An 18,803-nucleotide genomic window follows, 5' to 3' on the forward strand; every position below is an offset into this window, starting at 1 on the left:
TATAATTGGGTTCAGAAAGCAGATCTACAGCCTGAGTCTGGTCAAAATCCGGATCACGTCGCCGTTGACGAGACGGTGATCCGGCTCAATGATGAACAATATTGGCTGTACGCGGCTGTCGATCCTGAAACAAACGAATTGCTATACACAACGCTTGAACCAACCACAAACAGCGTAATTGCTCACGCGTTCTTTGCTGAACTCCGCGAGAAACACGACGTAGAACACGCCGTGTTTCTCATCGATGGCTCGCACTCATTGAAGGACGCTTGCCGCCGTCACAGTCTCGATTTTAAATATGAAAAACATGGAAATCGGAATAGCGTCGAACGTGTCTTTCGAGAGATAAAACGTAGAACTACCAGCTTCTCAAACTGCTTCAGCAACGCCGAAGCAGATACCGCCGACAATTGGCTTCGATCATTCGCCTTCGCATGGAATCAGCTTATCTGAACACTACCCTCTCAGCATGGGGGACAGACAGACGCGGCGGCGATACCTGTGTGCGCTCGGGACTGTCGGGGTCACCGGCCTCGCAGGCTGCGGCGATGGAGACGGGAACGCACCGAACGGCGACGGGAGCGGCGGAACCGACACCCCCGGGGTCGCGACCGAGAACGATCAGCCGACCGAGGAACCGGAGCCGACGCCGGACGACCCCGACGACGCCGCCGGGTCGGAGACGGACGTGCCGATGCTGGGGTACGATCCCGCACGGACGAGCGCGCCGCCCGGGGCGACCGGGCCGACCGAACCGGTCGTCGAGCGGTGGCAGACCGAACTGGACGGGCAACTCCTCTCGTCGCCGGCGGTCGTCGACGGGAGGGTGTACATCGGCGGCTCCGACCAGGACGTCCGGGCGCTCGCCGCCAACGACGGGGCCGAAGCCTGGAGCTTCGGGACCGACGGCGAGGTTCGCTCGACGCCGGCGGTGGCCGACGGGACCGTGTACGTCGGTAGCGACGGCGGCAACGTCTACGCGATCGACGCCGAGGACGGCACCGAGACGTGGGTCTTCGAGACGAACGACCGGGTCCGGAGTTCGCCGGCGGTGGTCGACGGGACCGTCTACGTCGGCGGCGATGACGGCAACGTTTACGCGATTGACGCCACGGACGGCACCGACGAGTGGCACTTCGAAGTCGGCCTCGCCGTCCGGTCGTCGCCGGCGGTGGTCGACGGGACGGTCTACGTCGGCAGCCGGAGCCGGAGGGTCCACGCCCTCGACAGCGCCACGGGCGAACAACGGTGGGCGGTGCGGGTCGACGGGACAGTCACGTCGGCACCGACGGTCGCCGACGGAACGGTGTACGTCGGCACCGACAGCGGCTCGGTGACGGCTCTGGAGACGAACGAGGGGACCGAAGTCTGGAGCCGTTCGCTGGGCGAGGACGTCGCGGCCTCGCCGGCGATCACCGAGGGGCGACTCTACGCGTGCGGCGCGAACGGCCGGATCGTATCGCTGGACGCCGAAACCGGCGACCGGGGCTGGTCGACGGAGATCCCCGGTCCTATCACCACCGCGCCGGCTGTCGTCAGCGCGACGGTCTACGTCGGCAATCAGGGCTCTCGCGTCCACGCCCTGGCGACCGACGACGGCCAGGAACGGTGGACACACGAACTCGACGGCGCGGTGCGGTCCACCCCCGCGGTCGTCGGCGGAAGCGTCTACGTCGGCAGCTTCGAGGGATCGGTGTACGCCCTCGAAGCGGAGGCGGCGTAGCGCCCCGACGAGTTCACCCGAGAATCCGCCCGCCACGGGCGGCAACGCTGAACGTCACGTACACCTCATGGCCGGATCTGCACACGACCTTGCGTGTCTTGGTCCGCCGAGGACCGCTTCGGTCACCGACGGGTCTGCGTGCGACGGCCTCGATCGTCGCGTCGTTCGGCAGCCCCATGACCAGTGGTTTCGCACACGTCGGGCACTCGAGTCCGTCGTCCGAAAGGCGTGTGCCGGACGGGCCGTCGAGACTGTACATATTAATAATCACGGTAACCGGCAATATAAGCGTGGCGGCGACCCAGCGCCCGGGACGGCTCGCTGCCTCCAGCTACGCTCCGCGGGGGCGACTGCGCCGCGGGCTCCGTTTCGAAGTCCACTCGCGACGGTCGGACCGCGCTCGGGGGCCGATCAGACGTTTTCGCCCTGGTACGATCCGTCGTAGGTCCCTTCGTGGTCGGCCTCGGCGAGGACGAACTGCGCGATCCGTGCGCCGGCTTCGATCTCGACGTCGTGATACACTTCGAGGAGCCCCTCGCCTTTCCCCTCGTAGCCGGCGTCCCACACCGCGGTCTCGAGCATACAGGCGTTCCGCAACAGCGACGACCGCGGATAAATAAACCCGACGTGGCCCTCGGGGATCGCGACCGTCTCGCCGTAACGGACGACGTAGCCACCCGGTGGCAAGCGATAGACTGCGGTCCCGTCGTCACCGCCGCCGGCCACCTCGGCGGCGTCCGGACCGTCGGCGGCCGGATCGAGCGCGTCCCGGTCGCCGATCCGCTTGCCGTCGCGACCGATCCGCCCCGGTTCGTTCGGCTCGAACACCGCCTCGACCGTCAGGTCGACGCCGTTCGGCTGTCGCTGTGCGTCGGTCGTCGGGTCGACGTGCTCGGCGACGAACGCCCCACTCCGGTACATACCGACCGCTGCGCCCGGAGCATCATAGCCGTTGCGCTCGGCGACTCGACGATTTATAGAGATACAAGGAGAATACTGGTGGCTTTAGCCACCAGATGAATCCGACAAAAGTTTATGTACAGACACAGTACGTATAATTGTGTGTGGGGAACTGGCAGTTGACTCGGTGTTTGCCACGGTTTCTAACCGGAATCAAAAAGTAAGCCGACCACGCCGACAGTCGTAAAACAATCAGGTAACTCGAAGCCCTTCAGCGGGTACGAGTAACGGCTTCGTGGCAGAGCCACTGGCTGACTGTCCAGCAAACCTGAGACTCCCAACGTTCAGGATTGACCTGCCCGGTCAACACCGGGTGGGAGGCCCGCGCTTTTAGGCGCGGGAGGATGTCACTACTCGCGAATCGTCTATTTTAGCGCGAGGAAAGACCCATGAAGAAGAACGTCGGCGGCACGGATCGCGTTGTCCGCCTCGTGCTCGGATCCGCATTGATCGTAGCGGGAATCGCCGGCTACGCGGGGCTGCTCCCCCTAGCGGCCGGCTCGCTACCGCAAGCACTCACCGCGGTGGTCGTGTTCGTGCTCGGGGCGGTCCTGCTCGCCACCGGCCTCATCCGGAGATGTCCCCTGAACCGGCTTGTCGGGCTCGATACGTACTAGCGAGGGGAGACCCGCGGGTCTGCGCCCGCCGCTGTACCGTTTCGACGGGAGGGCCGAACGCCTGTGGGGTCGGGACTGCGCCCCTCGTGGTGTCGTTACGGTCGCGTGGGAACGCCGCCGGCGGGCGCGTCGGGGGGCGTGACGTTCTTGCGGGCGTCGAAGCCGTCCGCCAGTTCGTATTCGACGACCCCGTAGGCCGCCAGTTTCGGGAGGGCCACGTAGTGTAGTCGGATCGACAACCGCCGCCCGACCCCGGCCCCGGGATCGGCGGTCACCCACTCAGCCTCCGTCGTCGGTCCGGCGGCGGCCACGTCGGTCGCTTCCGTCCGGAGCGCCGCCTCGACGAGGTCGGTCACGTTCGCCGTCCCGCCCGGATCCTCGTACAGCCGTCCGAGGCAGTGCCGCCGGATTCGGTTGTGGATATGTTCCCCGTACTACCGCACCTGTCGAACGAGTGATACCGGATCGGCCGACGCGCCGACGTGGCCTACCTCGAGTTGTATCCGAAGGGGACGGACGACGCCTGTTCCATCGCGACGACGGTTCCCGTCAGCCCCACGTCGAGAGCGAGTCGCTGCGCCGCCAGCATCGAGCGGACGCCGGCGGCCATCGGCGCTGGCGATGCGTCCTCGGACGTCCTCGAGACGGCGTCGCGGAGGTCGGCTACCGAGGCCGCGTCCGGATCGACTCTCAGAGTGAGCTCCTCGTCGCCGTCGTCGATCGTGACGCGGATGCCCGAGGCGTCATCGGCAGCGTCCGTCTCGGCGTCCGCATCTGCGTTCGCCTCCGCGTCCGCATCCGTCTCGGCGTCCGAGTCCGCGTCCGCCGGTCGTTCGGCCGGCGTCTCCCCCTCGCCGAGGTGTGCGTAGCGCTCCTCCTTGGACATCAGTCGGTCACCTCCGGTCGTCGTTCGGCCGATCCCTGCGCCGAGACGGTCGCCGCGAGCTCGCGGTAGGCGTCCAGCAAGGCCTCCTGGTACGGACGCAGGCCGTACGCCTCGGCGTACCGGAAGACGTCGAGTTGTGCGTCCCACGCCCGTTCTAGCACGTTGTAATCGGGAACCGTGACCGGGAGTACCTCGACGCCGTCGGTGTCCGCCTCGAGCGCGTCGCGGACCTCGCGGTTCAGACTCGATCCGTCGACCTTGTTCGGCAACACGCCGAGCACGTCGAGCGTGAACTCGGGTTGGGCTCGCCGTAGCTGGGACTCGAGCGCGTCGACGGTGTCCAACACGCCGGAGATGGACTGTTGGCCCTTTCGGGTCATCTCCATCGGGATCAACACGTTCCCGGTGGCGATGAGCGCGTTGTCCACCAGCAGGTTGAGCGTGGCTGGCGGGTCGACGACGACGTGGTCGTACCCCTCCGCGACGGGATCGAGCGCCGACCGGAGGAGGAACTCGGCCGTCGAGATCCCTTCGGCGCGGACGGTGCTCTCCAGGGAGGCGAGCGATTCGTGCCCCGGCACCAGATCGAACGGCTCGTCCTCGATGACGACCTCGTTCAGCGCGGCGTCGCCCGAGAGCACGTCCGTGATCGTCGCGCTGTCGGCGGTCGTTGCGTCCGGATACCCCGCGTGCGCCGAGAGGCTGGCCGGTTGTGGGTCCAGGTCCACGAGGAGCGTCTTCTCGCCCCGGCGCCCGAGCGCGGCACCGAGGTTGATCGCCGTGGTGGTCTTTCCGACGCCCCCGCTCTCGGACCATATCACCAGTTTCGTCATCTCTCTGTTCGTGTCAGGTACCGCTCGCCGCTGTCTTGTCAATGTGTGGGTCACGCGGCCGGGTCGTTGCTCCTCCGAGCGACGGACCGGTCGCCCCAAACGCGCTCGACGCCGGATCGTCGCTCAGAACGCGACGAAACCCCCGTCCGCGAGGAAAAAGACGGCGTAATATACGACGAGCGCGAGCGCCAGGAGCCACTGCCCCGGTGTGACCTGCCGCCCCTCGCCGACCGCGAGTTTGACGATCGGGTAGCTGAGGATGCCCGCCGCGAGCCCCTCGGCGATCGACGTCGTCAGCGGCATCACGGTGATCGTGAGTCCGGCTGGGATCGCCCAGGTGGGGTCGTCCCACTCGATGTCGGCGACGCCCTGCAGCATGATGATCCCCACGACGACCAAGGCGATGTAGGTCGCATACAGCGGGAGCAGGCTGATGAGCGGGACGATCGCGAGCGCCGCGAGGAAGAAGAGGCCGACCACGAGGGCGGTAAAGCCGGTCCGGCCGCCCTCCTCGATCCCCGTCGAGGACTCGATGTACGTCGTCACGGTCGAGGTCCCGAGCATCGCGCCGACGGTCGTCCCGACCGCGTCGGCCATCAGCGGCTTGTCCATCTCCGGGAGGTCCCCCGAATCGTCGAGAAAACCCGCGACCCCGGAGACGCCGATAAGCGTGCCGGCGGTGTCGAAGAAGTCGACGACGAAGAAGGTAAACACGACGAGCGCGAAGACGACCGGGTCCTCCGTGATCCCGCCGAGACCGTCGAGGAACCCCTCGACGAGCGGCAGGAAGTTGTACTGGACGTCGAAGAGGTAGGTGCTGAACCCGACGTCGCGAATGACTCCGATCGTGTTCGGCGGGGCGAAGGTGCCCTCCTGACCGGGGACGAACAGCGCAACCAGCCAGCCGACGACCGAGGTGGCGAGGATACCGAGGACGATCGAGCCCTTGATCCCGCGCGCGTAGAGAAACAGCGTCACCGCGAGGCCGGCGACGGCGACGATGGCCGTCGGCTCGAGGAGGAAGTTCCCCAACTGGACGAGCGTCCCGCCCGGGTACTCGGCGACGACGTTCATTTCTTGGAGACCGAGGAACAGAAGGAAGATTCCGATCCCGGCCCCGACGGCAAATTTGACCGGCTCTGGGAACAATTCGATGACGTAGCGCCGCGCCCCGACGAGCGTCAACGCGATGAACAGGACCCCTTCGACGAACACCGCGGCCAGCGCCACCTGCCAGGGAACGCCCAACCCGAGCACGACGGTGAACGCGAAAAAGGCGTTCAACCCCATCCCCGGCGCCAGCCCGAAGGGCCGCTTCGCGTAGACGGCCATCACGGCGATCCCGACGACCGACGCGATGATCGTGACGACCGCGAGCATCTGGATGACGTCCGCTTGGCTCATCCCCGCCGGCGGGTCGGTCATGATCGCCTCCGAGAGGATCACTGGGTTGACGACGATGACGTACGCCATCGCGAGAAACGTCGTCGCCCCGGCAAGCGTCTCGGTTCGGAAGTCGGTGTCGTGCGCCTCGAAATCAAAGTAATCGGCGAGTGAGTCAGCGACGCCCATATTTCACGTTTGAGCACACCGCCTATCGAAAATATAAGTGTTTTCGTCGAAGTTCGGGAATATATATGCAAAAATATGTGTATTCGGCCCGCAATGGGGACCACGGTCCCGACGGCGCAGCGATCCGCCGTCCGCTACTGCTCGAGGTCGACCAGCGCGTCGACGGGCGCGCCGGTGTGTGCGCGCGCCCGGTCGATGCCCTCCTCGCCGACCGCGATGAGCGCGAACACGCCGGCCACTTCGGCGTCGGCCGCCGCGGCGATCTCGAGGAGGAGTTCCTGCGTCTCGCCCGACCGGATGAGGTCGTCGACGACGAGCACCGACTCACCCGCCGAGACCGCGTTCGCCGGGAGGTAGTAGTCGATCTCGATCCCCGAGGCGAGGCGCTGTCGGGCCTCGATGAACTCCTCGACTGCGGTCTCGCGCGATTGCTTAGCGTAGACACACCGGGCCCCGAAGTGACGCGCCATCGCCGCCGCCAGCGTGATTCCGTCCGTCGCGGCCGTCAACACCGCATCCGGTGGGTCGATCGAGAGCATCTCGACGGCCACGGGCGGAACGAGCGACAGGAACGCCTGATCGAAGACGAGTTGCGAGTTGTCGACGTATCCCTCGCCGTCGACCTCGATGCGGGCGTCGAGTTCCTCGGCCAGCAGGTCCGCGCCGACGCCGGAGACGATCTCGCGGGCGCGTCGTTCGCCGGGGAGGACGTGGCCGTTCACGTACCGATTTAAATCCCCCGCCGGCAGCCCCGTCTCCGCGGCGAGTTCCTCGTAGGTGCGCGTCCCCTTTCGGGTCCGCAACACGTCCACGGCGCGCAACTGGAGGGCCGCCTTTTCCGAGCGGTTCATGTCCACCACTGGATCATCGCACGTGTTTGAATACTTCGGTGTCGATATCACCGGATATGCCCAAAAAAGTGCGTACTTCGCGCGCTCACTCGCCGCGGTCGGCCAGCAGTTCCGAGGCGGTCAAAAGCGCCTCCAACTCGACGTCGTGTTCGGCGAGGTTCGACGTGGCCCCCTCCTCGCGGTCGACGACAACGAGGACGCGCTCGATCACTGCCCCGGCCGCCCGGAGCGCCTCGACGGCATCGATCGCGCTTTGGCCCGTCGTGGCGATGTCCTCGAGGACGACGACCGCCTCGCCGGCCTCGACGTCGCCCTCGATCCGGTTGCCGGTGCCGTACTCCTTGGCCGCCTTTCTGACGATGACGTAGGGGCGGTCCGTCTCGACCGCCGTCGTCGCGACCAGCGGGACCGCACCCAGCGCGACGCCAGCGAGACGCTCGTCGCCGACCCGGTCGGCGAAGGCCGACGCGATGAGCCCCAGACAGCGCGGGTCCGTCTCGAAGACGTACTTGTCGACGTAGTACTCCGACGTGCCGCCGTGTGAGAGTTCGAACTCCCCGAACCTGACGGCGTCGGCGTCCCGAAGCGCGTCGATGAGTTCCCGGTTGACCATACCACCACCTCGGCCCTACCTGGCAAAAACCGCGCGGAATCGAGTCGGGCCGGACGGGAACGGAGCGATCACACCGAGTCGGTGATGTGGCCTTCCTCGCGGAGCTGGTCGGCCTCCTGTTTCTCGTAGCGCCAGCTGATGTCGGCCTTCTCGTCTTGCCAGTCCCACGGCTCAACCAACACGACGTCGTCCTCGCGGATCCAGATGCGCTTTTGCATCCGCCCCGGGATCCGGGCGGTTCGCTCGGTTCCGTCCATACAGCGCACCTTCACCCGGTTCGCGCCGAGCATGTCCGTGACGACGGCGAACAACTCATCGTCCTCGGGCATCCTGAGGTTCTTTCGTCCCCCGTTGTCGCTCATAGCGGGGCGTTGGACAGGGACCCGTTTAAGACTTTATTAATCTAAAACAGCCGATCTGGGGCCTAAACCGATGGTTTCGGAGCGTTCCCGCAAAAGCGTGTCACCATCTCCGGGCGGCACCCCCCGAGATTTATTACAGGTGTCCGGAGTGTCGCCCCCACAGACGTTCCGGTCCCGGCGCGGTCGGGAAGGCCGGCTTCATACTGACGAACAAACGAACGGACACACGACACACGAGGCGCACGCCGTTCGACGGCGCGACCGGCGGCTCACTCGTGCCTCGGTGTCATGTGAGTTCGTCCATCAGCATCAGTCGACGACGACCTCGACCGGTTCCTCGCCGTCGTCTTCCTCGTCGACCGCGCCGACCGAGCCCTTCTGTTGGTAGAACAGCGCCGCCGCGACGCCCAATACGAGCCACGACCGCCAGTTCGCCAGGTTCAGCGTGTACCCGATGCCAAAGGGCTTTTTGACCAACATCCCGCCGCCGGGTTGCCAGTACGCCGAGAGCATCCGCCCGAGGGAGGGCCGCTCGAAGTTGTACGGGACGCCGAACAGTTCGCCGGACTGTGGCTTGTCGGTCATGTGATCGGATAGGACGGCCCCCGACTTATAGGCTCGGCCTTCGTTCTGCGGTGGCACCGCTCCCGCCGGCAGGGACCGCGTCTCCCCGATCGACGCACGTCTTACCGATACCGCCCGCGCGTCTCGATCTCGCGCAGGCGATCGAGCACGCGCCCGTCGCCGGCGCCGCGGTACGCGCCCTCGAAGGCATCGAGCAGGCCGCCCGGGTCGGCCGCCGTGCCGGCGAGCGCGCCCTCGAAGACGTGGAGGTCCATCGCGTAGTCCTCGACGTGGTCGGTGTAGTACCCGAGCCCGAAATCGATGAGGTAGACGCGTTCTCCGCCGACCCGGACGTTCCGCGGTGTCGGATCCCCGTGGACGAAGCCGGCGCCGTGACACCGCGCCAGGTGGCGGCCGACCGACCGGACGCTGTGCTCCGAGACCGCCTCGCTCAGGTCGGCCGTCCCGACGAACTCGAACTCGAGGCGGCCGGCCTCGGGGGCGACGTCGAGGACGACCGGCGTCGGAACGCCGACGCGGCGCGCCTCGCTCGTGAGGCGGGCCTCCGAGCGCGTCCGCTCTCGCCGGAGCCGCGCGTCGAGTTCGGGGTGGCGATACGCCTTCGAGAGCCGCCGTTTGTACACGAGGCCGTCACCGGGGTTCATTTCGACGACCGCCTCGGCACCCTGGGTCCGATCTGTCTCCGAAGCCGAGGTCGGAGCCGAGTTCGGGCCCGCCCCCGGAGTCGGAGTCGCCCCGTTCCCCCCGTCCCCGTCGTCGCGCCACGTTACCGGGACCTCGTCCGGACGGAAGTCGGGACGGACCCGCGACTCGGCGATCGACACCGTGTCGCCGGCCTCGTACATCCGTGCGCCGAGGATCGCAATCATCCCCGCGTTGTCCCGTAGAAACCGCGGTTCGGGGGCATAAAACGACGCGCCACGCTCTTCGCACATCGTCGCCAGCATCTCCCGGAGCCGGTCGTTCTGGCCGACGCCGCCGCCCAACACGAGTTCGTCGCCCCCGGCCAACGACAGGGCGCGCTCGGCGACCTCGGTGAGCATCGCGAACGTCGTCTCCTGGAGGCCACAGCAGACGTCCGCGACGGGCGTCCCGTCGTCGACGGCTGCCTTTGCCGCCGAGGTGATCCCCGAAAAGGAGAAGTCCATCCCCTTGACGACGTGGGGCAACTCGACGTACTCGCCCGTCGCCGCCTCCCGTTCGACCTTCGGGCCGCCGGGGTGGCTCCAGCCGACGTGGCGGGTGAACTTGTCGATCGCGTTGCCGATGCCCGTGTCCATCGTCTCGCCGAGCACCCGATAGCGACCGTCGTGGTGGCCGAGCACGTGGGCGTTGGCCCCCGAGGCGTTCAGACACACCGGGTCCGAGAAGCCGGCGTAGTGCCGGCCGACCTCGAGGTGGGCGAGCATGTGGTTGACGCCGACGAGCGGGACGCCGAGCGCGCCGGCGAGCGCGCGCGCGGCGGTCGCGGCGATCCGCAGACACGGTCCGAGTCCCGGCCCCCGCGAGAAGGCGATGGCGTCGAGGCTCTCGCTCGCCGGCCCGTACGTCGACTCCACGAAGGCGATAGCCGCCTCGACCATCTCCGGGACGGCGTTCCGCATGTGCTCGGCCGCCTCGCGCGGGTGAAGCCCGCCGCTGTCGGGTTCGTAAGCGTCCGAGAAGATCCGCACGTCGCCGGTCGCCGCGTCGGCCTCGGAGTCAGCCCCGAGCCCCCCGTCGTCGAAGACAGCCGCGCTGGCACACCAGGCGGTCCCCTCGATGCCGAGCACGCGGGTCACGGCCTACTCGAATTCGGTGTAGCCGCACTGCCCGCAGTGCTTCCGGTCGCCGTACTCTCCGAGAAACGTGTCGCCACAGCGGGGACAGTGCTCGCGGTCCGTCGTACCGTCCTCGTTGTAGAGTTCGTAACGCGCCATTCAGGCCTCCTCCGGCTCGGGGTCGTCGACCTCGGTCTCGAGTTTGTTCCGCTCGAGGGCGTGGCCTTGCTCGACCGCCGTGGCGTCCTCGGCGTCGTCGTAGACCTTCGCGTAGCCGACGGTCTTTCGCATCCCGTACTTCGTGTCGAGTTTCCGGATGACGACCTCGCCGGCGTCCTTGTTGAGCTTCGCGGCTAGGGAGTCCCGAACCGAGAGCCGGGAGGGGGTGGCCTCCTCGTGTGTCAACTGAAACCGGACGTCGGTCCGGTGGAGCATCGGGTTTTCGTCCTCGTCGATGATGTCGAGTTCCATGGTTACGTTGCTACGACATTTCGGCGAAACGCCTAAAAGGATTTCGAAGCCGCAGACGGACGCTGCGGGGCAATTCGCCGATCACGTCCGCGCTGACGCGGCGCACGACGTCGAACGGCGGCCTCGATTCGGGCGCTCCGCCCGAAACGGCTCGAGGACGCACCTACGACAGGATTGCCGCAATCCTGTCGTAATCGCTTTGCATCCCCTCGATGAGTTCCCGACACCGCACCCGACTCTCCTCCTCGACCGGCACGAGGACCATCCCTTCGTCGGGCTGGCCGTAGACGACCGACGCGTCGTCGGGCGCGCCGACGACGGCCGGCAGCGAGGCGAGGTCTTCCTCGCCGTCGACGACGACGACGGTCGATCCGGGGGCCTCGAGCGCCGACGCGAGCGCCTCGAGGAGGTCGTCGGTGATCGTCGACTGGGGGTTCGCGACGTCGATCCGGTCGTCGAACGCCTCGATCGCGCCGAGCACCTCCCGCTCGACGCGTTCGCGTTTCGTCTTCCCGTCGACGACGGCGACGTCCGGGCGACGCCCGGCTTCGAGGAGGTGGTACGTGACGATGTCGCCGACCGCGACGAGCGGCTCGCCGGCGTCGGCCAGTAGGGCGTCGGCGTCGGTGTACACCGCCCCGAGCGGCTCCTTGAGCTCCGCGCGCATCCCCGTCGGTAGCTTCGCGAGTATGGTCGACATCTCAGCGGACCTTCAGCGCGTAGCGGCCGGCCTCGGTGACCTCCATCGCCTCGGCGATCTCGCTCTCCTCGGGGTGGGCGATGACGACGTAGCCGGCCCAGTCCTCGGTGAGCGAGTTCGACCCGCAGGCCGGGCACTGTTCGTCCCCTTCGACGTCGAGCACGCGGTGGCAATCCCGACAGACGAGACGGGTCGCCATCTAATCACCCGCCTGCGCCTCGCGGCGCTTGCGCTCCTCCTCGAGCCAGCCGTGTTTGCCGAGTCCCGGCTGTTTCGCGGTCAGGCCGATCTTCGAGTCGCGGGGGTTCCGCTCGTCGACGCTCTTCGTGACGATCCGCGCCCGGACGGCGTCGCCGACGCTCAGTACGCGGTTCGAGTCCCGCGAGGCGAGCTGTTGGTTCTCGCCGTCGTAGGCCAGATACTCGTCGGATATCTGGGAGACGTGGAGGAGTCCGTCGACCGGGCCGATCCCGACGAAGGCGCCGAAGTTGACGACCTCGACGACCTCGCCGTCGACGACCTCCTGCATCTGTGGATCGAACGTGACCGCGTCGAAGTCGGCCTCGTAGTAGACGCCGGGGCGATTCGGGAGGACGGCCCCGTCGCCGATCTCGTGGACGTTCGTCACGCTCACGATGCTGCCGATGTCCTCGTCCATCTGTCCTTCGAGCTTGTCCTGTAGCAACCGCCTGACGAGCTCGGGCGACACGTCAGCGAGGTGTCTGGGGGGAACCTCGACCGTATCCTTGAGTCTGACCCGCTTGTACATATTAGGGTTGAGTGATTTCGAATTTGGTTCGCCCGCGTAAACAGATTACGGGAACGTTCGCTTCCAGCAGCCGCCCTCTGAGGGGCATATCGCTCGTGACCGCGTAGTCGATCTCGGCACGCCGACCGACCTCGAGTACGGCGTCGTCGGCGTAGGCCGCGTCGTGGGCGATCGGTTCGCACTCCCGTCGCGCCAGGTCGGCGCCGACGCTTGCGGCTTTCGCGGCCTCGCCGCCGCCCGCCGAGAGGCGGTCGAGTTCGGCCAACACCGCGTCGGGGACGACGGTCTCGTACTCCCCGAGGAGCCGATCGAGCTCCGCGAAGGTCCGGACGCCGACCTCGACGGGGGCCATGAGCGCGTTCGAGTCGAGCACGGCGCGGGTCACCGCAGCGTTCCGACCCCGATGAGCCGCCAGCGCGCGCCGACGCGGCGGTTGATCGCTATCTTCGCGCCTCCGGGGGCACAGACGGGGCGTTTCAGTCGGACCTCGCACTCCTCGTCGCGGGCACTCGTGACCGAACCGACCGTCGTCGCCGTCCCGACCGTGAGCATCAGCGGCTCGCCGGTGCTTATCGGCTCGATCTCGTCGGCGTCCTCGCCGACGACGCGCTCGAGCAACTCGACGTCCATCACGAACGACTCCCGCGTCGGCGGCAGCGACCCCGGCGGCCCCGCGACCTGCCCGGCCAACGCGTCGCCCTTCGTGAGCGATGGGTCGAGCCCCGTGCCGACGCCGAGCAGCCCACCCGGCGAGACCGAATCGACGAACTCGCCGCCAGCCTGCAGCGACCGGACGGTCGTCTCGACGGGGCGGTACTCCGATTGCCCGCCCTCCTCGACCTCGCGGCCGGGTTTGATTTCGATCCCCTCGTCGGCCTCCAGGCGCCCCTGCGTGAGCGAGCCACCGATGACGCCGCCGACGAGGTCCTCGTGGGTCGTCCCCGGGCGGTTGATATCGAACGACCGGGCGACCTGCATCCGGGCGTCGGCGTCGGGGTCGCGCTCCGGCGTCGGGATCTCCTCCTCGATCGTCTCGATCAACAGATCGACATTGACGTCGCGCTGGGCGGAGATCGGCACGATCGGAGCTGACTCGGCGACGGTCCCCTCGACGAACGACCGGATCTGTTCGTGATTCTCGACCGCCTGCTCGCGGTCGACGAGGTCGATCTTGTTCTGGGCGATAACGATGTTCTCGATGCCGATGATGTCCAGCGCCATCAGGTGCTCTTCGGTCTGTGCGCGCGGGACAGGCTCGTTGGCCGCGACGACCAACACCGCGCCGTCCATGATCGCCGCACCCGAGAGCATCGTCGCCATCAGCGTCTCGTGGCCCGGCGCGTCGACGAACGACACCGTCCGGAGGTGCTCGCTCTCGGAGCCGTCCGGACAGGTCTCCTCGACCGTGTATCGCTCGGGCGCGTCGAGGCCCGGACACTCCCGGAACGTGGCGTCTGCGTAGCCGAGGCGGATGGAGATGCCGCGTTTCATCTCCTCGGAGTGCTGGTCCGTCCACTCACCGGAGAGCGACTCGACGAGCGTCGTCTTCCCGTGGTCGACGTGGCCGACCAGTCCGATGTTCACCTCCGGTTGTCGGTGTTTCTGCGTCATTTAGTAATGACGTGAACATCTGCCCGTGCGCCTGATAAACCTACTGTTCCGTCCGCCGCGCACGCCCGGTATCCGCGCTGCGCGTCCGTCCGCCGGCCGTTCGGTGGGGCCGCCGACGGCTCAGAAGTCGCTCTCGACGCTGCCGTCGGCGTCGAGGTAGACGATCCCGTCGAAGAGTGACTTGAACGCCTCGACGTCGGCCTCGTCGTGGACTTCCTCCGAGAGGTGGAACAACCCGACGGCGTCGTACTCTTCGAGCAACGCGAGCAGCTCCTCGACCGTCTCGATGGCGCGCTCGTCGTCGGCGTAGTAGGCCAACTCCGTCACCGAATCGAGGCTGATCCGTCGTTTGCCGTCGTTGTCCTCGAGGAACCGCCGAGTCGTCTCGGTGATGCCCGCCAAGTCGTCGGGTGAGGAGACGTAGGAGACGTGCTCGGAGGAACGGCGCGAGTAGCCCCGCTCGACGGACAGCGTATCGAGGATGTCTGCCTTCGTCTCGTCGACGTCGTAGTACTCCAGTTTCTGTTGTACCTCGCGGGCGGTCGTCCGCGTCGAAATCACCAGGATTCGGTCGGTGTCGGTCTTCAAAAAGTCCGTGTCGATTCGGTCGGTTTCACCGGTGCTCGGGTGGATCAACAGGACGCCCGTGCCGCCGGGAATCGTCGCCGGCGCGTTCTCGATAGCGAGGTCGTAGTCCATAGGGGACACCGGGAGCGGCGGTACCTTAAATTGTGTTTGTCCTCCACCACGGTTGCCGGAACCGGGACGCGCCTCGAGAACGCCGCCCGGGAAGCCGAGCGCTCCAGCCGATGCGGCGTCACATCAGCTCTCGCCGGGCGGCGAGAGGTTCCGGCCGAACTCGTCGAACTCCTCGAAGGGCTCGGGAAACTCATCGGGCAGCCGTCGGCGCTCGCGATTGTCGACGAGCGGGCCGAGGTCGTCGGCGACGTCCTCCCATCCGGGTTTGATCTTGACGCTTTTCGCGGGCGAGCCGGCCGCAATGTGGTGGGCCGGCACGTCGCCGAGTGTGGTCGCGCCCGACCCGACCATCGCGTTCTCGCCGATCCGACAGCCGGCGCTGATCATCGAGCCGTAGCCGAGCCGGACGTCTTCGCCGAGGATCGTCTCGTAGGTCGTCACGTCCGTCTGGTCGACGGTGTCGTGGGCATGGGTGTGAACGTGGCTCCGGTCGGCGATCGAGACGCGGTCGCCGATCGACAACCGACCACGGTCGTCCAACAGAACGTCGTTGTGGACGACGACGTCGTCGCCCATCTCGATGTTGTGCCCGCACTGGATCTTGATCCCGCCGAACAGCCGAAGCCCCTCGCCCGCCTCGGCGAAGAGGTGATTCGCGAGGGTCTGCCGGAACGGGAGCGCGAACGCGAGGTCGTTCGACAGCGGCGAGCGGTCGAAGCCGTTCCAGAGATACCGGATGCACTTGGCCTCCCGGAGCGCTGAGAGCTCCTGCTCGGCCCAGTGTTCGGTCTCGATGAGCGCGTTCCGGGGGTCGTAGCTCCGGACCCGCATCCGCGTCATCGGGGGCAGCGACTCGCCCGACCGATAGCGGTCGTATGCCTCCCGGTCCCCGAAGAGATCGGCGAGGAGCTCCCCGACCGCGTCGGCGGTGTCGGGCCCGGAGAGCCGCTCGTCGACGTACTCGATGGTCTCGTCGATCGACGCCCGGACCGGCGCCGGTACGTCGACGTGCCGTTTGGTCATGGACGGCCCCCGAGCGAGAACGTCCGCCGCGTCACGCCGCTGTCCTCTCTACTTGGCAAAAAGTGGTCATTCAAGCGCATATATGCTTATCGTAATAACGTACAATAGTTTTTTGGACTCAAACATACACGATCCAACGCAAATCCGGGCAAAAATTGCATGAAGTCGTCCGTCAGACGACCGTTATACGTCCGGAAAGTACCGTCCGTGGAACCCGAACGGCTCGGCGTGGGGGAGCCATGCCCGCGCCTCGACGTCGAGTGTCGCCGCGTCGAAGATCAAAAGCGCCGTCCGTTCGCGGTCGACGTCTAGCGCCGTCGCCACCACCACGCCGTCGTCCTCCGCGTCTCCGTCCGGACGCTGGATCGGGATCGGTTCCTCGACGTACACCGACCGCTCCCACCATTCCCGGGCGGTCCCCGAGGCGCAGTCGACCTTCACGAGGCCGTTGGCCCCCTCGCGGTCGGTCGCCTGCCCGTAGGCGTAGCGGTGCCGCCGCCCGACGCGGGATCGCACGCTCCTGGGAAGTTCGATCCCGCCGTCGTACAGGCGGGTGCGGTCGACGGCGTTCGTGACCGGATCGATCCGATACCGCACGAGCCGACCGTCGGGTACGTCGGGGAAGCCGACGCCGTCGAGGGCAGCCAACGAGAGCGAATCGACGATGTCGGCGTCCGGAAACTCCACGAGATCGAGGACGATCCCGTCGTCGAGGTATGCGTTGACGTGATGGAAGGTGAACGCGGCCTCCACCGTCGGATCGGCGAGGAGGTCGCCGCTGTCCCGGTCGACGACGAGCACCCGTGTCGGCCGGTCCGGATTCCACTTGAGCAAGTCGATCGCGCCGTCGGAAAAGGGATTCAGCGCCCGGAGGACCGACAGTTCCAGCGGCGACTCGACGAGGAGGACGTGGTCGGCGGTGACGCTGCAGTCGTGGATGTAGGCGGGACCGTCGGCCTCGATAGAGGCGATCAACTCGCGGCGGCGGCTCCCCTTGGGGACCCGATAGACGTGATACTGCGGCGGCATCCCGAACTGGGTGGCGAAGCCGACCACCTCCTCGCGGTGGGGATCGTCGACGAGGTGGGCGGCGGTGAGGTGTTCCGTCACGCCGTCCTCGAAGCTGAACTCGCCGCGCGTCGCCAGCGTCTCCGGGTCGAAGGCGACCCGCCGCGGAGCCTCGGTCAGCGCGACGTACTCGCCGTCGATCCGAGCGACGTGGACGTTCGCGTTGTCGGTCGGCTCCGGGAGCCCGAACGAGGCGACGGTCTCGAGGAACCGTCGCCAGCCCCGCGTGTCGGTGCCGAACTGCCCGGTGAGTCGCCCCTCGGCCGCGTCGGCGTAGGCGTCGGTGCGCAGGAAGCGATTCGAGTAGCGCACCTCGCCGTCGTCGAAGGCGTACCGGCGCAGCATCGCCAGCCCGTCGAACCAGTGGTTGACGCGGCTGTCGCCGGCCTCGAAGCGCCCGGGACCGTTCCGGACGAGCGTCCCCGAGAGCCACTCGGGGATCGACCCCTCGACTGTCGGGCGGTAGTCGTCGTACTCGGACTCGAGCGATCTGAACCCCGGGCCGGGGGCTGGCTGCTCCGTCATACCGCCGTTCGGGGCGCGATCGAAATCAATACTGTGCCGCACGCCCGCTGTCGGTGCGTTCGTGTGGGTTCCGTACTGCCCTGGAACACAACCCTTAGGCGTGTTCGTAGCCAACTGTACGGTATGAGTGACGAAGAGCCATCGGACCACGAGTTCTCCGGGGGCCAGGGCTTCGACGACCCCTATGAGGGGTTCGACCTCGACCCGCCCGAGCTCGACGTCGATCCGGGAATGGTCGACCCGGTCGACTCCCGCGTCGTCGCCGACACGCTCGATCGCCGCCAGGTCCCGACCGAGGCGGTCGACGCCGAGGAACTGCTCGAGGTCGGCATCGAGTATATGCGGATCAAGCGCTTCGAGCAGGCGACGGACGCCCTAGAGCGGGCCGCACAGTTCGCCGACGGCGACGGGATCACACAGGAGGCCTGGACCAACAAGGGGGCGGCCCACGCCGAGATGGGGGAGTTCCAGGCCGCCATCGACGCCTATCGCGAGGCTCTGCGGGTCGACAGCGACTCCGAACACGCCGCGAGCGCCGAGACGAATCTCGCGTACGCGCTGTGGCAAGACGGCCAAAGTGAGCAGGCGCTCGAACACGCCGAGCGAGCGGTCGAACTCGACCCCCGATTCCCACAGGGGTGGTACAACCGCGGGTTCTTCTTGCTCGAACGCGGTCTCGCCGAGGACGCGGTCTCCTGTTTCGACAACGCGGTCCGACTCGGCTACCGCAACGCGGACGTCTTAGAAGAGAAGGCCCGCGCCCTGGAGGAACTCGGCGAGGACGAACGCGCCGAGGAACTCGCCGAGGAGGCCGAAGAGCTGCGCGGGGCGGCCGAAGAGCAGCTCGTCGAAGACCGCGGATGACGGCGATGCTCCTCTGCGAACGTTCGACTCCGGAGGGGCTGTTAGTCTCCGTCTGTGACGCCGACATCCTGGGTGAGACGTTCGAGGACGGCTCGCTCTCGTTGACGGTCGATCCGGAGTTCTACGACGGCGAGGCGGCGACGGAGTCGGAGGTCGCAGCGAGCCTCGCGTCGGCGTCGGTCGCGAACCTCGTCGGCACCGAGACCGTGGGGGCGGCGATCGAGGCGGGCTTCGTCGACGAGGCGAACGTCCTCGAACTCGAGGGGACCCTGCACGCGCAGTACCTCCGGATGTGACGTTCGGCCCCGGTC

25 protein-coding genes and 1 pseudogene are annotated in these 18,803 nt (G+C 67.1%); 5 read left to right on the plus strand and 21 right to left on the minus strand.

Annotated features, from left to right (window positions below):
* Positions 1-453: pseudogene (locus tag NMLP_RS14030) on the plus strand (IS6-like element ISNamo8 family transposase); the annotation flags it as partial.
* Positions 454-469: 16 nt separating this feature from the next.
* A complete protein-coding gene (locus NMLP_RS02650) occupies positions 470-1,723 on the plus strand; it encodes an outer membrane protein assembly factor BamB family protein (RefSeq protein ID WP_015408583.1) in 1,254 nt (417 codons plus the stop codon).
* A 13-nt stretch (positions 1,724-1,736) separates the two neighbouring features.
* Here the strand turns inward: NMLP_RS02650 and NMLP_RS02655 are convergent, their stop codons facing one another.
* Together NMLP_RS02655 and NMLP_RS02660 are read right to left on the minus strand one after the other, a co-directional pair.
* Positions 1,737-1,982 carry a hypothetical protein gene (locus NMLP_RS02655; RefSeq protein WP_015408584.1) on the minus strand — a complete coding sequence of 82 codons (246 nt, stop codon included), beginning with the start codon at positions 1,980-1,982 and terminating at the stop codon, positions 1,737-1,739.
* Between the two features lie 152 nt (positions 1,983-2,134).
* The gene (locus NMLP_RS02660) at positions 2,135-2,644 is read right to left on the minus strand and encodes a deoxyuridine 5'-triphosphate nucleotidohydrolase (RefSeq protein WP_015408585.1); all 510 of its coding nucleotides are present in this window, start codon (positions 2,642-2,644) and stop codon (positions 2,135-2,137) included.
* A gap of 428 nt (positions 2,645-3,072) precedes the next feature.
* Here NMLP_RS02660 and NMLP_RS02665 point away from each other — a divergent pair, with 428 nt between their 5' ends.
* Entirely contained in the window at positions 3,073-3,300 is a 228-nt protein-coding gene (locus NMLP_RS02665; protein ID WP_015408586.1) for a YgaP family membrane protein, read from the plus strand.
* Positions 3,301-3,395: 95 nt separating this feature from the next.
* On the opposite strand, the gene NMLP_RS02670 is transcribed toward NMLP_RS02665, so the two are convergent.
* The 19 genes from NMLP_RS02670 to NMLP_RS02760 all read right to left on the minus strand — a co-directional run bounded on the left by NMLP_RS02670 (position 3,396) and on the right by NMLP_RS02760 (position 17,628).
* Positions 3,396-3,656 carry a hypothetical protein gene (locus tag NMLP_RS02670; RefSeq protein WP_015408587.1) on the minus strand — a complete coding sequence of 87 codons (261 nt, stop codon included), beginning with the start codon at positions 3,654-3,656 and terminating at the stop codon, positions 3,396-3,398.
* A gap of 131 nt (positions 3,657-3,787) precedes the next feature.
* Positions 3,788-4,186: a hypothetical protein gene (locus tag NMLP_RS02675; protein WP_049926051.1), complete on the minus strand. Its 399-nt coding sequence runs from the start codon at positions 4,184-4,186 to the stop codon at positions 3,788-3,790.
* Positions 4,186-5,007: a ParA family protein gene (locus NMLP_RS02680; protein WP_197538040.1), complete on the minus strand. Its 822-nt coding sequence runs from the start codon at positions 5,005-5,007 to the stop codon at positions 4,186-4,188. The genes NMLP_RS02675 and NMLP_RS02680 overlap by 1 nt, the downstream gene beginning before the upstream one ends.
* A 135-nt stretch (positions 5,008-5,142) precedes the next feature.
* Complete coding sequence (locus NMLP_RS02685; protein WP_015408589.1) at positions 5,143-6,591, minus strand: NCS2 family permease; 1,449 nt, start codon at positions 6,589-6,591, stop codon at positions 5,143-5,145.
* Positions 6,592-6,725: 134 nt separating this feature from the next.
* On the minus strand, positions 6,726-7,442 hold the full coding sequence (locus NMLP_RS02690) for a phosphoribosyltransferase family protein (RefSeq protein WP_015408590.1): 717 nt from the start codon (positions 7,440-7,442) through the stop codon (positions 6,726-6,728).
* An 85-nt stretch (positions 7,443-7,527) separates the two neighbouring features.
* On the minus strand, positions 7,528-8,055 hold the full coding sequence (gene pyrE, locus NMLP_RS02695) for an orotate phosphoribosyltransferase (RefSeq protein ID WP_015408591.1): 528 nt from the start codon (positions 8,053-8,055) through the stop codon (positions 7,528-7,530).
* 68 nt (positions 8,056-8,123) lie between these two features.
* The gene (gene eif1A / locus NMLP_RS02700) at positions 8,124-8,417 is read right to left on the minus strand and encodes a translation initiation factor eIF-1A (protein WP_015408592.1); all 294 of its coding nucleotides are present in this window, start codon (positions 8,415-8,417) and stop codon (positions 8,124-8,126) included.
* Between the two features lie 309 nt (positions 8,418-8,726).
* On the minus strand, positions 8,727-9,002 hold the full coding sequence (locus tag NMLP_RS02705) for a DUF5808 domain-containing protein (protein WP_015408593.1): 276 nt from the start codon (positions 9,000-9,002) through the stop codon (positions 8,727-8,729).
* Between the two features lie 101 nt (positions 9,003-9,103).
* Positions 9,104-10,783: a bifunctional N(6)-L-threonylcarbamoyladenine synthase/serine/threonine protein kinase gene (locus NMLP_RS02710; RefSeq protein ID WP_015408594.1), complete on the minus strand. Its 1,680-nt coding sequence runs from the start codon at positions 10,781-10,783 to the stop codon at positions 9,104-9,106.
* A gap of 3 nt (positions 10,784-10,786) precedes the next feature.
* Positions 10,787-10,921, minus strand: a complete 135-nt coding sequence (locus NMLP_RS02715) for a 30S ribosomal protein S27ae (protein ID WP_015408595.1) — start codon at positions 10,919-10,921, stop codon at positions 10,787-10,789.
* Positions 10,922-11,233 (minus strand): 30S ribosomal protein S24e, encoded by a 312-nt coding sequence (locus tag NMLP_RS02720; RefSeq protein ID WP_015408596.1) that lies wholly within the window; start codon positions 11,231-11,233, stop codon positions 10,922-10,924. It lies immediately after the preceding gene.
* A gap of 163 nt (positions 11,234-11,396) precedes the next feature.
* Entirely contained in the window at positions 11,397-11,933 is a 537-nt protein-coding gene (locus NMLP_RS02725) for a GTP-dependent dephospho-CoA kinase family protein (RefSeq protein ID WP_015408597.1), read from the minus strand.
* 1 nt (position 11,934) lies between these two features.
* Positions 11,935-12,132 carry a transcription elongation factor subunit Spt4 gene (gene spt4, locus NMLP_RS02730; RefSeq protein ID WP_015408598.1) on the minus strand — a complete coding sequence of 66 codons (198 nt, stop codon included), beginning with the start codon at positions 12,130-12,132 and terminating at the stop codon, positions 11,935-11,937.
* The gene (locus tag NMLP_RS02735) at positions 12,133-12,702 is read right to left on the minus strand and encodes a DNA-directed RNA polymerase (protein WP_015408599.1); all 570 of its coding nucleotides are present in this window, start codon (positions 12,700-12,702) and stop codon (positions 12,133-12,135) included.
* Position 12,703: 1 nt separating this feature from the next.
* Complete coding sequence (locus NMLP_RS02740; protein WP_015408600.1) at positions 12,704-13,087, minus strand: DUF188 domain-containing protein; 384 nt, start codon at positions 13,085-13,087, stop codon at positions 12,704-12,706.
* A complete protein-coding gene (locus NMLP_RS02745) occupies positions 13,084-14,313 on the minus strand; it encodes a translation initiation factor IF-2 subunit gamma (protein WP_015408601.1) in 1,230 nt (409 codons plus the stop codon). Before NMLP_RS02745 ends, NMLP_RS02740 begins: the two co-directional genes overlap by 4 nt.
* Before the next feature lie 120 nt (positions 14,314-14,433).
* Positions 14,434-15,012 carry a DUF7090 family protein gene (locus NMLP_RS02750; RefSeq protein WP_015408602.1) on the minus strand — a complete coding sequence of 193 codons (579 nt, stop codon included), beginning with the start codon at positions 15,010-15,012 and terminating at the stop codon, positions 14,434-14,436.
* A 123-nt stretch (positions 15,013-15,135) separates the two neighbouring features.
* Positions 15,136-16,035 (minus strand): acyltransferase, encoded by a 900-nt coding sequence (locus NMLP_RS02755; RefSeq protein ID WP_015408603.1) that lies wholly within the window; start codon positions 16,033-16,035, stop codon positions 15,136-15,138.
* A gap of 183 nt (positions 16,036-16,218) precedes the next feature.
* Positions 16,219-17,628 (minus strand): carotenoid oxygenase family protein, encoded by a 1,410-nt coding sequence (locus tag NMLP_RS02760; protein ID WP_015408604.1) that lies wholly within the window; start codon positions 17,626-17,628, stop codon positions 16,219-16,221.
* A gap of 123 nt (positions 17,629-17,751) precedes the next feature.
* Between NMLP_RS02760 and NMLP_RS02765 the strand changes: the two genes are divergently transcribed.
* Positions 17,752-18,492, plus strand: a complete 741-nt coding sequence (locus NMLP_RS02765; RefSeq protein ID WP_015408605.1) for a tetratricopeptide repeat protein — start codon at positions 17,752-17,754, stop codon at positions 18,490-18,492.
* A 5-nt stretch (positions 18,493-18,497) separates the two neighbouring features.
* Complete coding sequence (locus tag NMLP_RS02770; RefSeq protein WP_049926656.1) at positions 18,498-18,788, plus strand: DUF424 domain-containing protein; 291 nt, start codon at positions 18,498-18,500, stop codon at positions 18,786-18,788.
* Positions 18,789-18,803 lie beyond the last annotated feature (15 nt).

The sequence above is a fragment of the Natronomonas moolapensis 8.8.11 genome (genome assembly GCF_000591055.1).
Classification (GTDB): domain Archaea; phylum Halobacteriota; class Halobacteria; order Halobacteriales; family Haloarculaceae; genus Natronomonas; species Natronomonas moolapensis.

Excerpts from the sequence above, each read along its gene's own strand:
- NMLP_RS02655 (WP_015408584.1), bottom strand. The coding sequence starts at position 1,982 with ATGTACAGTCTCGACGGCCCGTCCGGCACACGCCTTTCGGACGACGGA.
- NMLP_RS02735 (WP_015408599.1), bottom strand. The coding sequence starts at position 12,702 with ATGTACAAGCGGGTCAGACTCAAGGATACGGTCGAGGTTCCCCCCAGA.
- NMLP_RS02660 (WP_015408585.1), bottom strand. The coding sequence starts at position 2,644 with ATGTACCGGAGTGGGGCGTTCGTCGCCGAGCACGTCGACCCGACGACC.
- NMLP_RS02690 (WP_015408590.1), bottom strand. The coding sequence starts at position 7,442 with ATGAACCGCTCGGAAAAGGCGGCCCTCCAGTTGCGCGCCGTGGACGTG.
- NMLP_RS02765 (WP_015408605.1), top strand. The coding sequence starts at position 17,752 with ATGAGTGACGAAGAGCCATCGGACCACGAGTTCTCCGGGGGCCAGGGC.
- NMLP_RS02715 (WP_015408595.1), bottom strand. The coding sequence starts at position 10,921 with ATGGCGCGTTACGAACTCTACAACGAGGACGGTACGACGGACCGCGAG.
- NMLP_RS02705 (WP_015408593.1), bottom strand. The coding sequence starts at position 9,002 with ATGACCGACAAGCCACAGTCCGGCGAACTGTTCGGCGTCCCGTACAAC.
- NMLP_RS02755 (WP_015408603.1), bottom strand. The coding sequence starts at position 16,035 with ATGACCAAACGGCACGTCGACGTACCGGCGCCGGTCCGGGCGTCGATC.
- NMLP_RS02720 (WP_015408596.1), bottom strand. The coding sequence starts at position 11,233 with ATGGAACTCGACATCATCGACGAGGACGAAAACCCGATGCTCCACCGG.
- NMLP_RS02745 (WP_015408601.1), bottom strand. The coding sequence starts at position 14,313 with ATGACGCAGAAACACCGACAACCGGAGGTGAACATCGGACTGGTCGGC.
- eif1A (WP_015408592.1), bottom strand. The coding sequence starts at position 8,417 with ATGAGCGACAACGGGGGACGAAAGAACCTCAGGATGCCCGAGGACGAT.
- pyrE (WP_015408591.1), bottom strand. The coding sequence starts at position 8,055 with ATGGTCAACCGGGAACTCATCGACGCGCTTCGGGACGCCGACGCCGTC.
- NMLP_RS02685 (WP_015408589.1), bottom strand. The coding sequence starts at position 6,591 with ATGGGCGTCGCTGACTCACTCGCCGATTACTTTGATTTCGAGGCGCAC.
- spt4 (WP_015408598.1), bottom strand. The coding sequence starts at position 12,132 with ATGGCGACCCGTCTCGTCTGTCGGGATTGCCACCGCGTGCTCGACGTC.
- NMLP_RS02750 (WP_015408602.1), bottom strand. The coding sequence starts at position 15,012 with ATGGACTACGACCTCGCTATCGAGAACGCGCCGGCGACGATTCCCGGC.
- NMLP_RS02665 (WP_015408586.1), top strand. The coding sequence starts at position 3,073 with ATGAAGAAGAACGTCGGCGGCACGGATCGCGTTGTCCGCCTCGTGCTC.
- NMLP_RS02675 (WP_049926051.1), bottom strand. The coding sequence starts at position 4,186 with ATGTCCAAGGAGGAGCGCTACGCACACCTCGGCGAGGGGGAGACGCCG.
- NMLP_RS02725 (WP_015408597.1), bottom strand. The coding sequence starts at position 11,933 with ATGTCGACCATACTCGCGAAGCTACCGACGGGGATGCGCGCGGAGCTC.
- NMLP_RS02650 (WP_015408583.1), top strand. The coding sequence starts at position 470 with ATGGGGGACAGACAGACGCGGCGGCGATACCTGTGTGCGCTCGGGACT.
- NMLP_RS02760 (WP_015408604.1), bottom strand. The coding sequence starts at position 17,628 with ATGACGGAGCAGCCAGCCCCCGGCCCGGGGTTCAGATCGCTCGAGTCC.
- NMLP_RS02770 (WP_049926656.1), top strand. The coding sequence starts at position 18,498 with ATGCTCCTCTGCGAACGTTCGACTCCGGAGGGGCTGTTAGTCTCCGTC.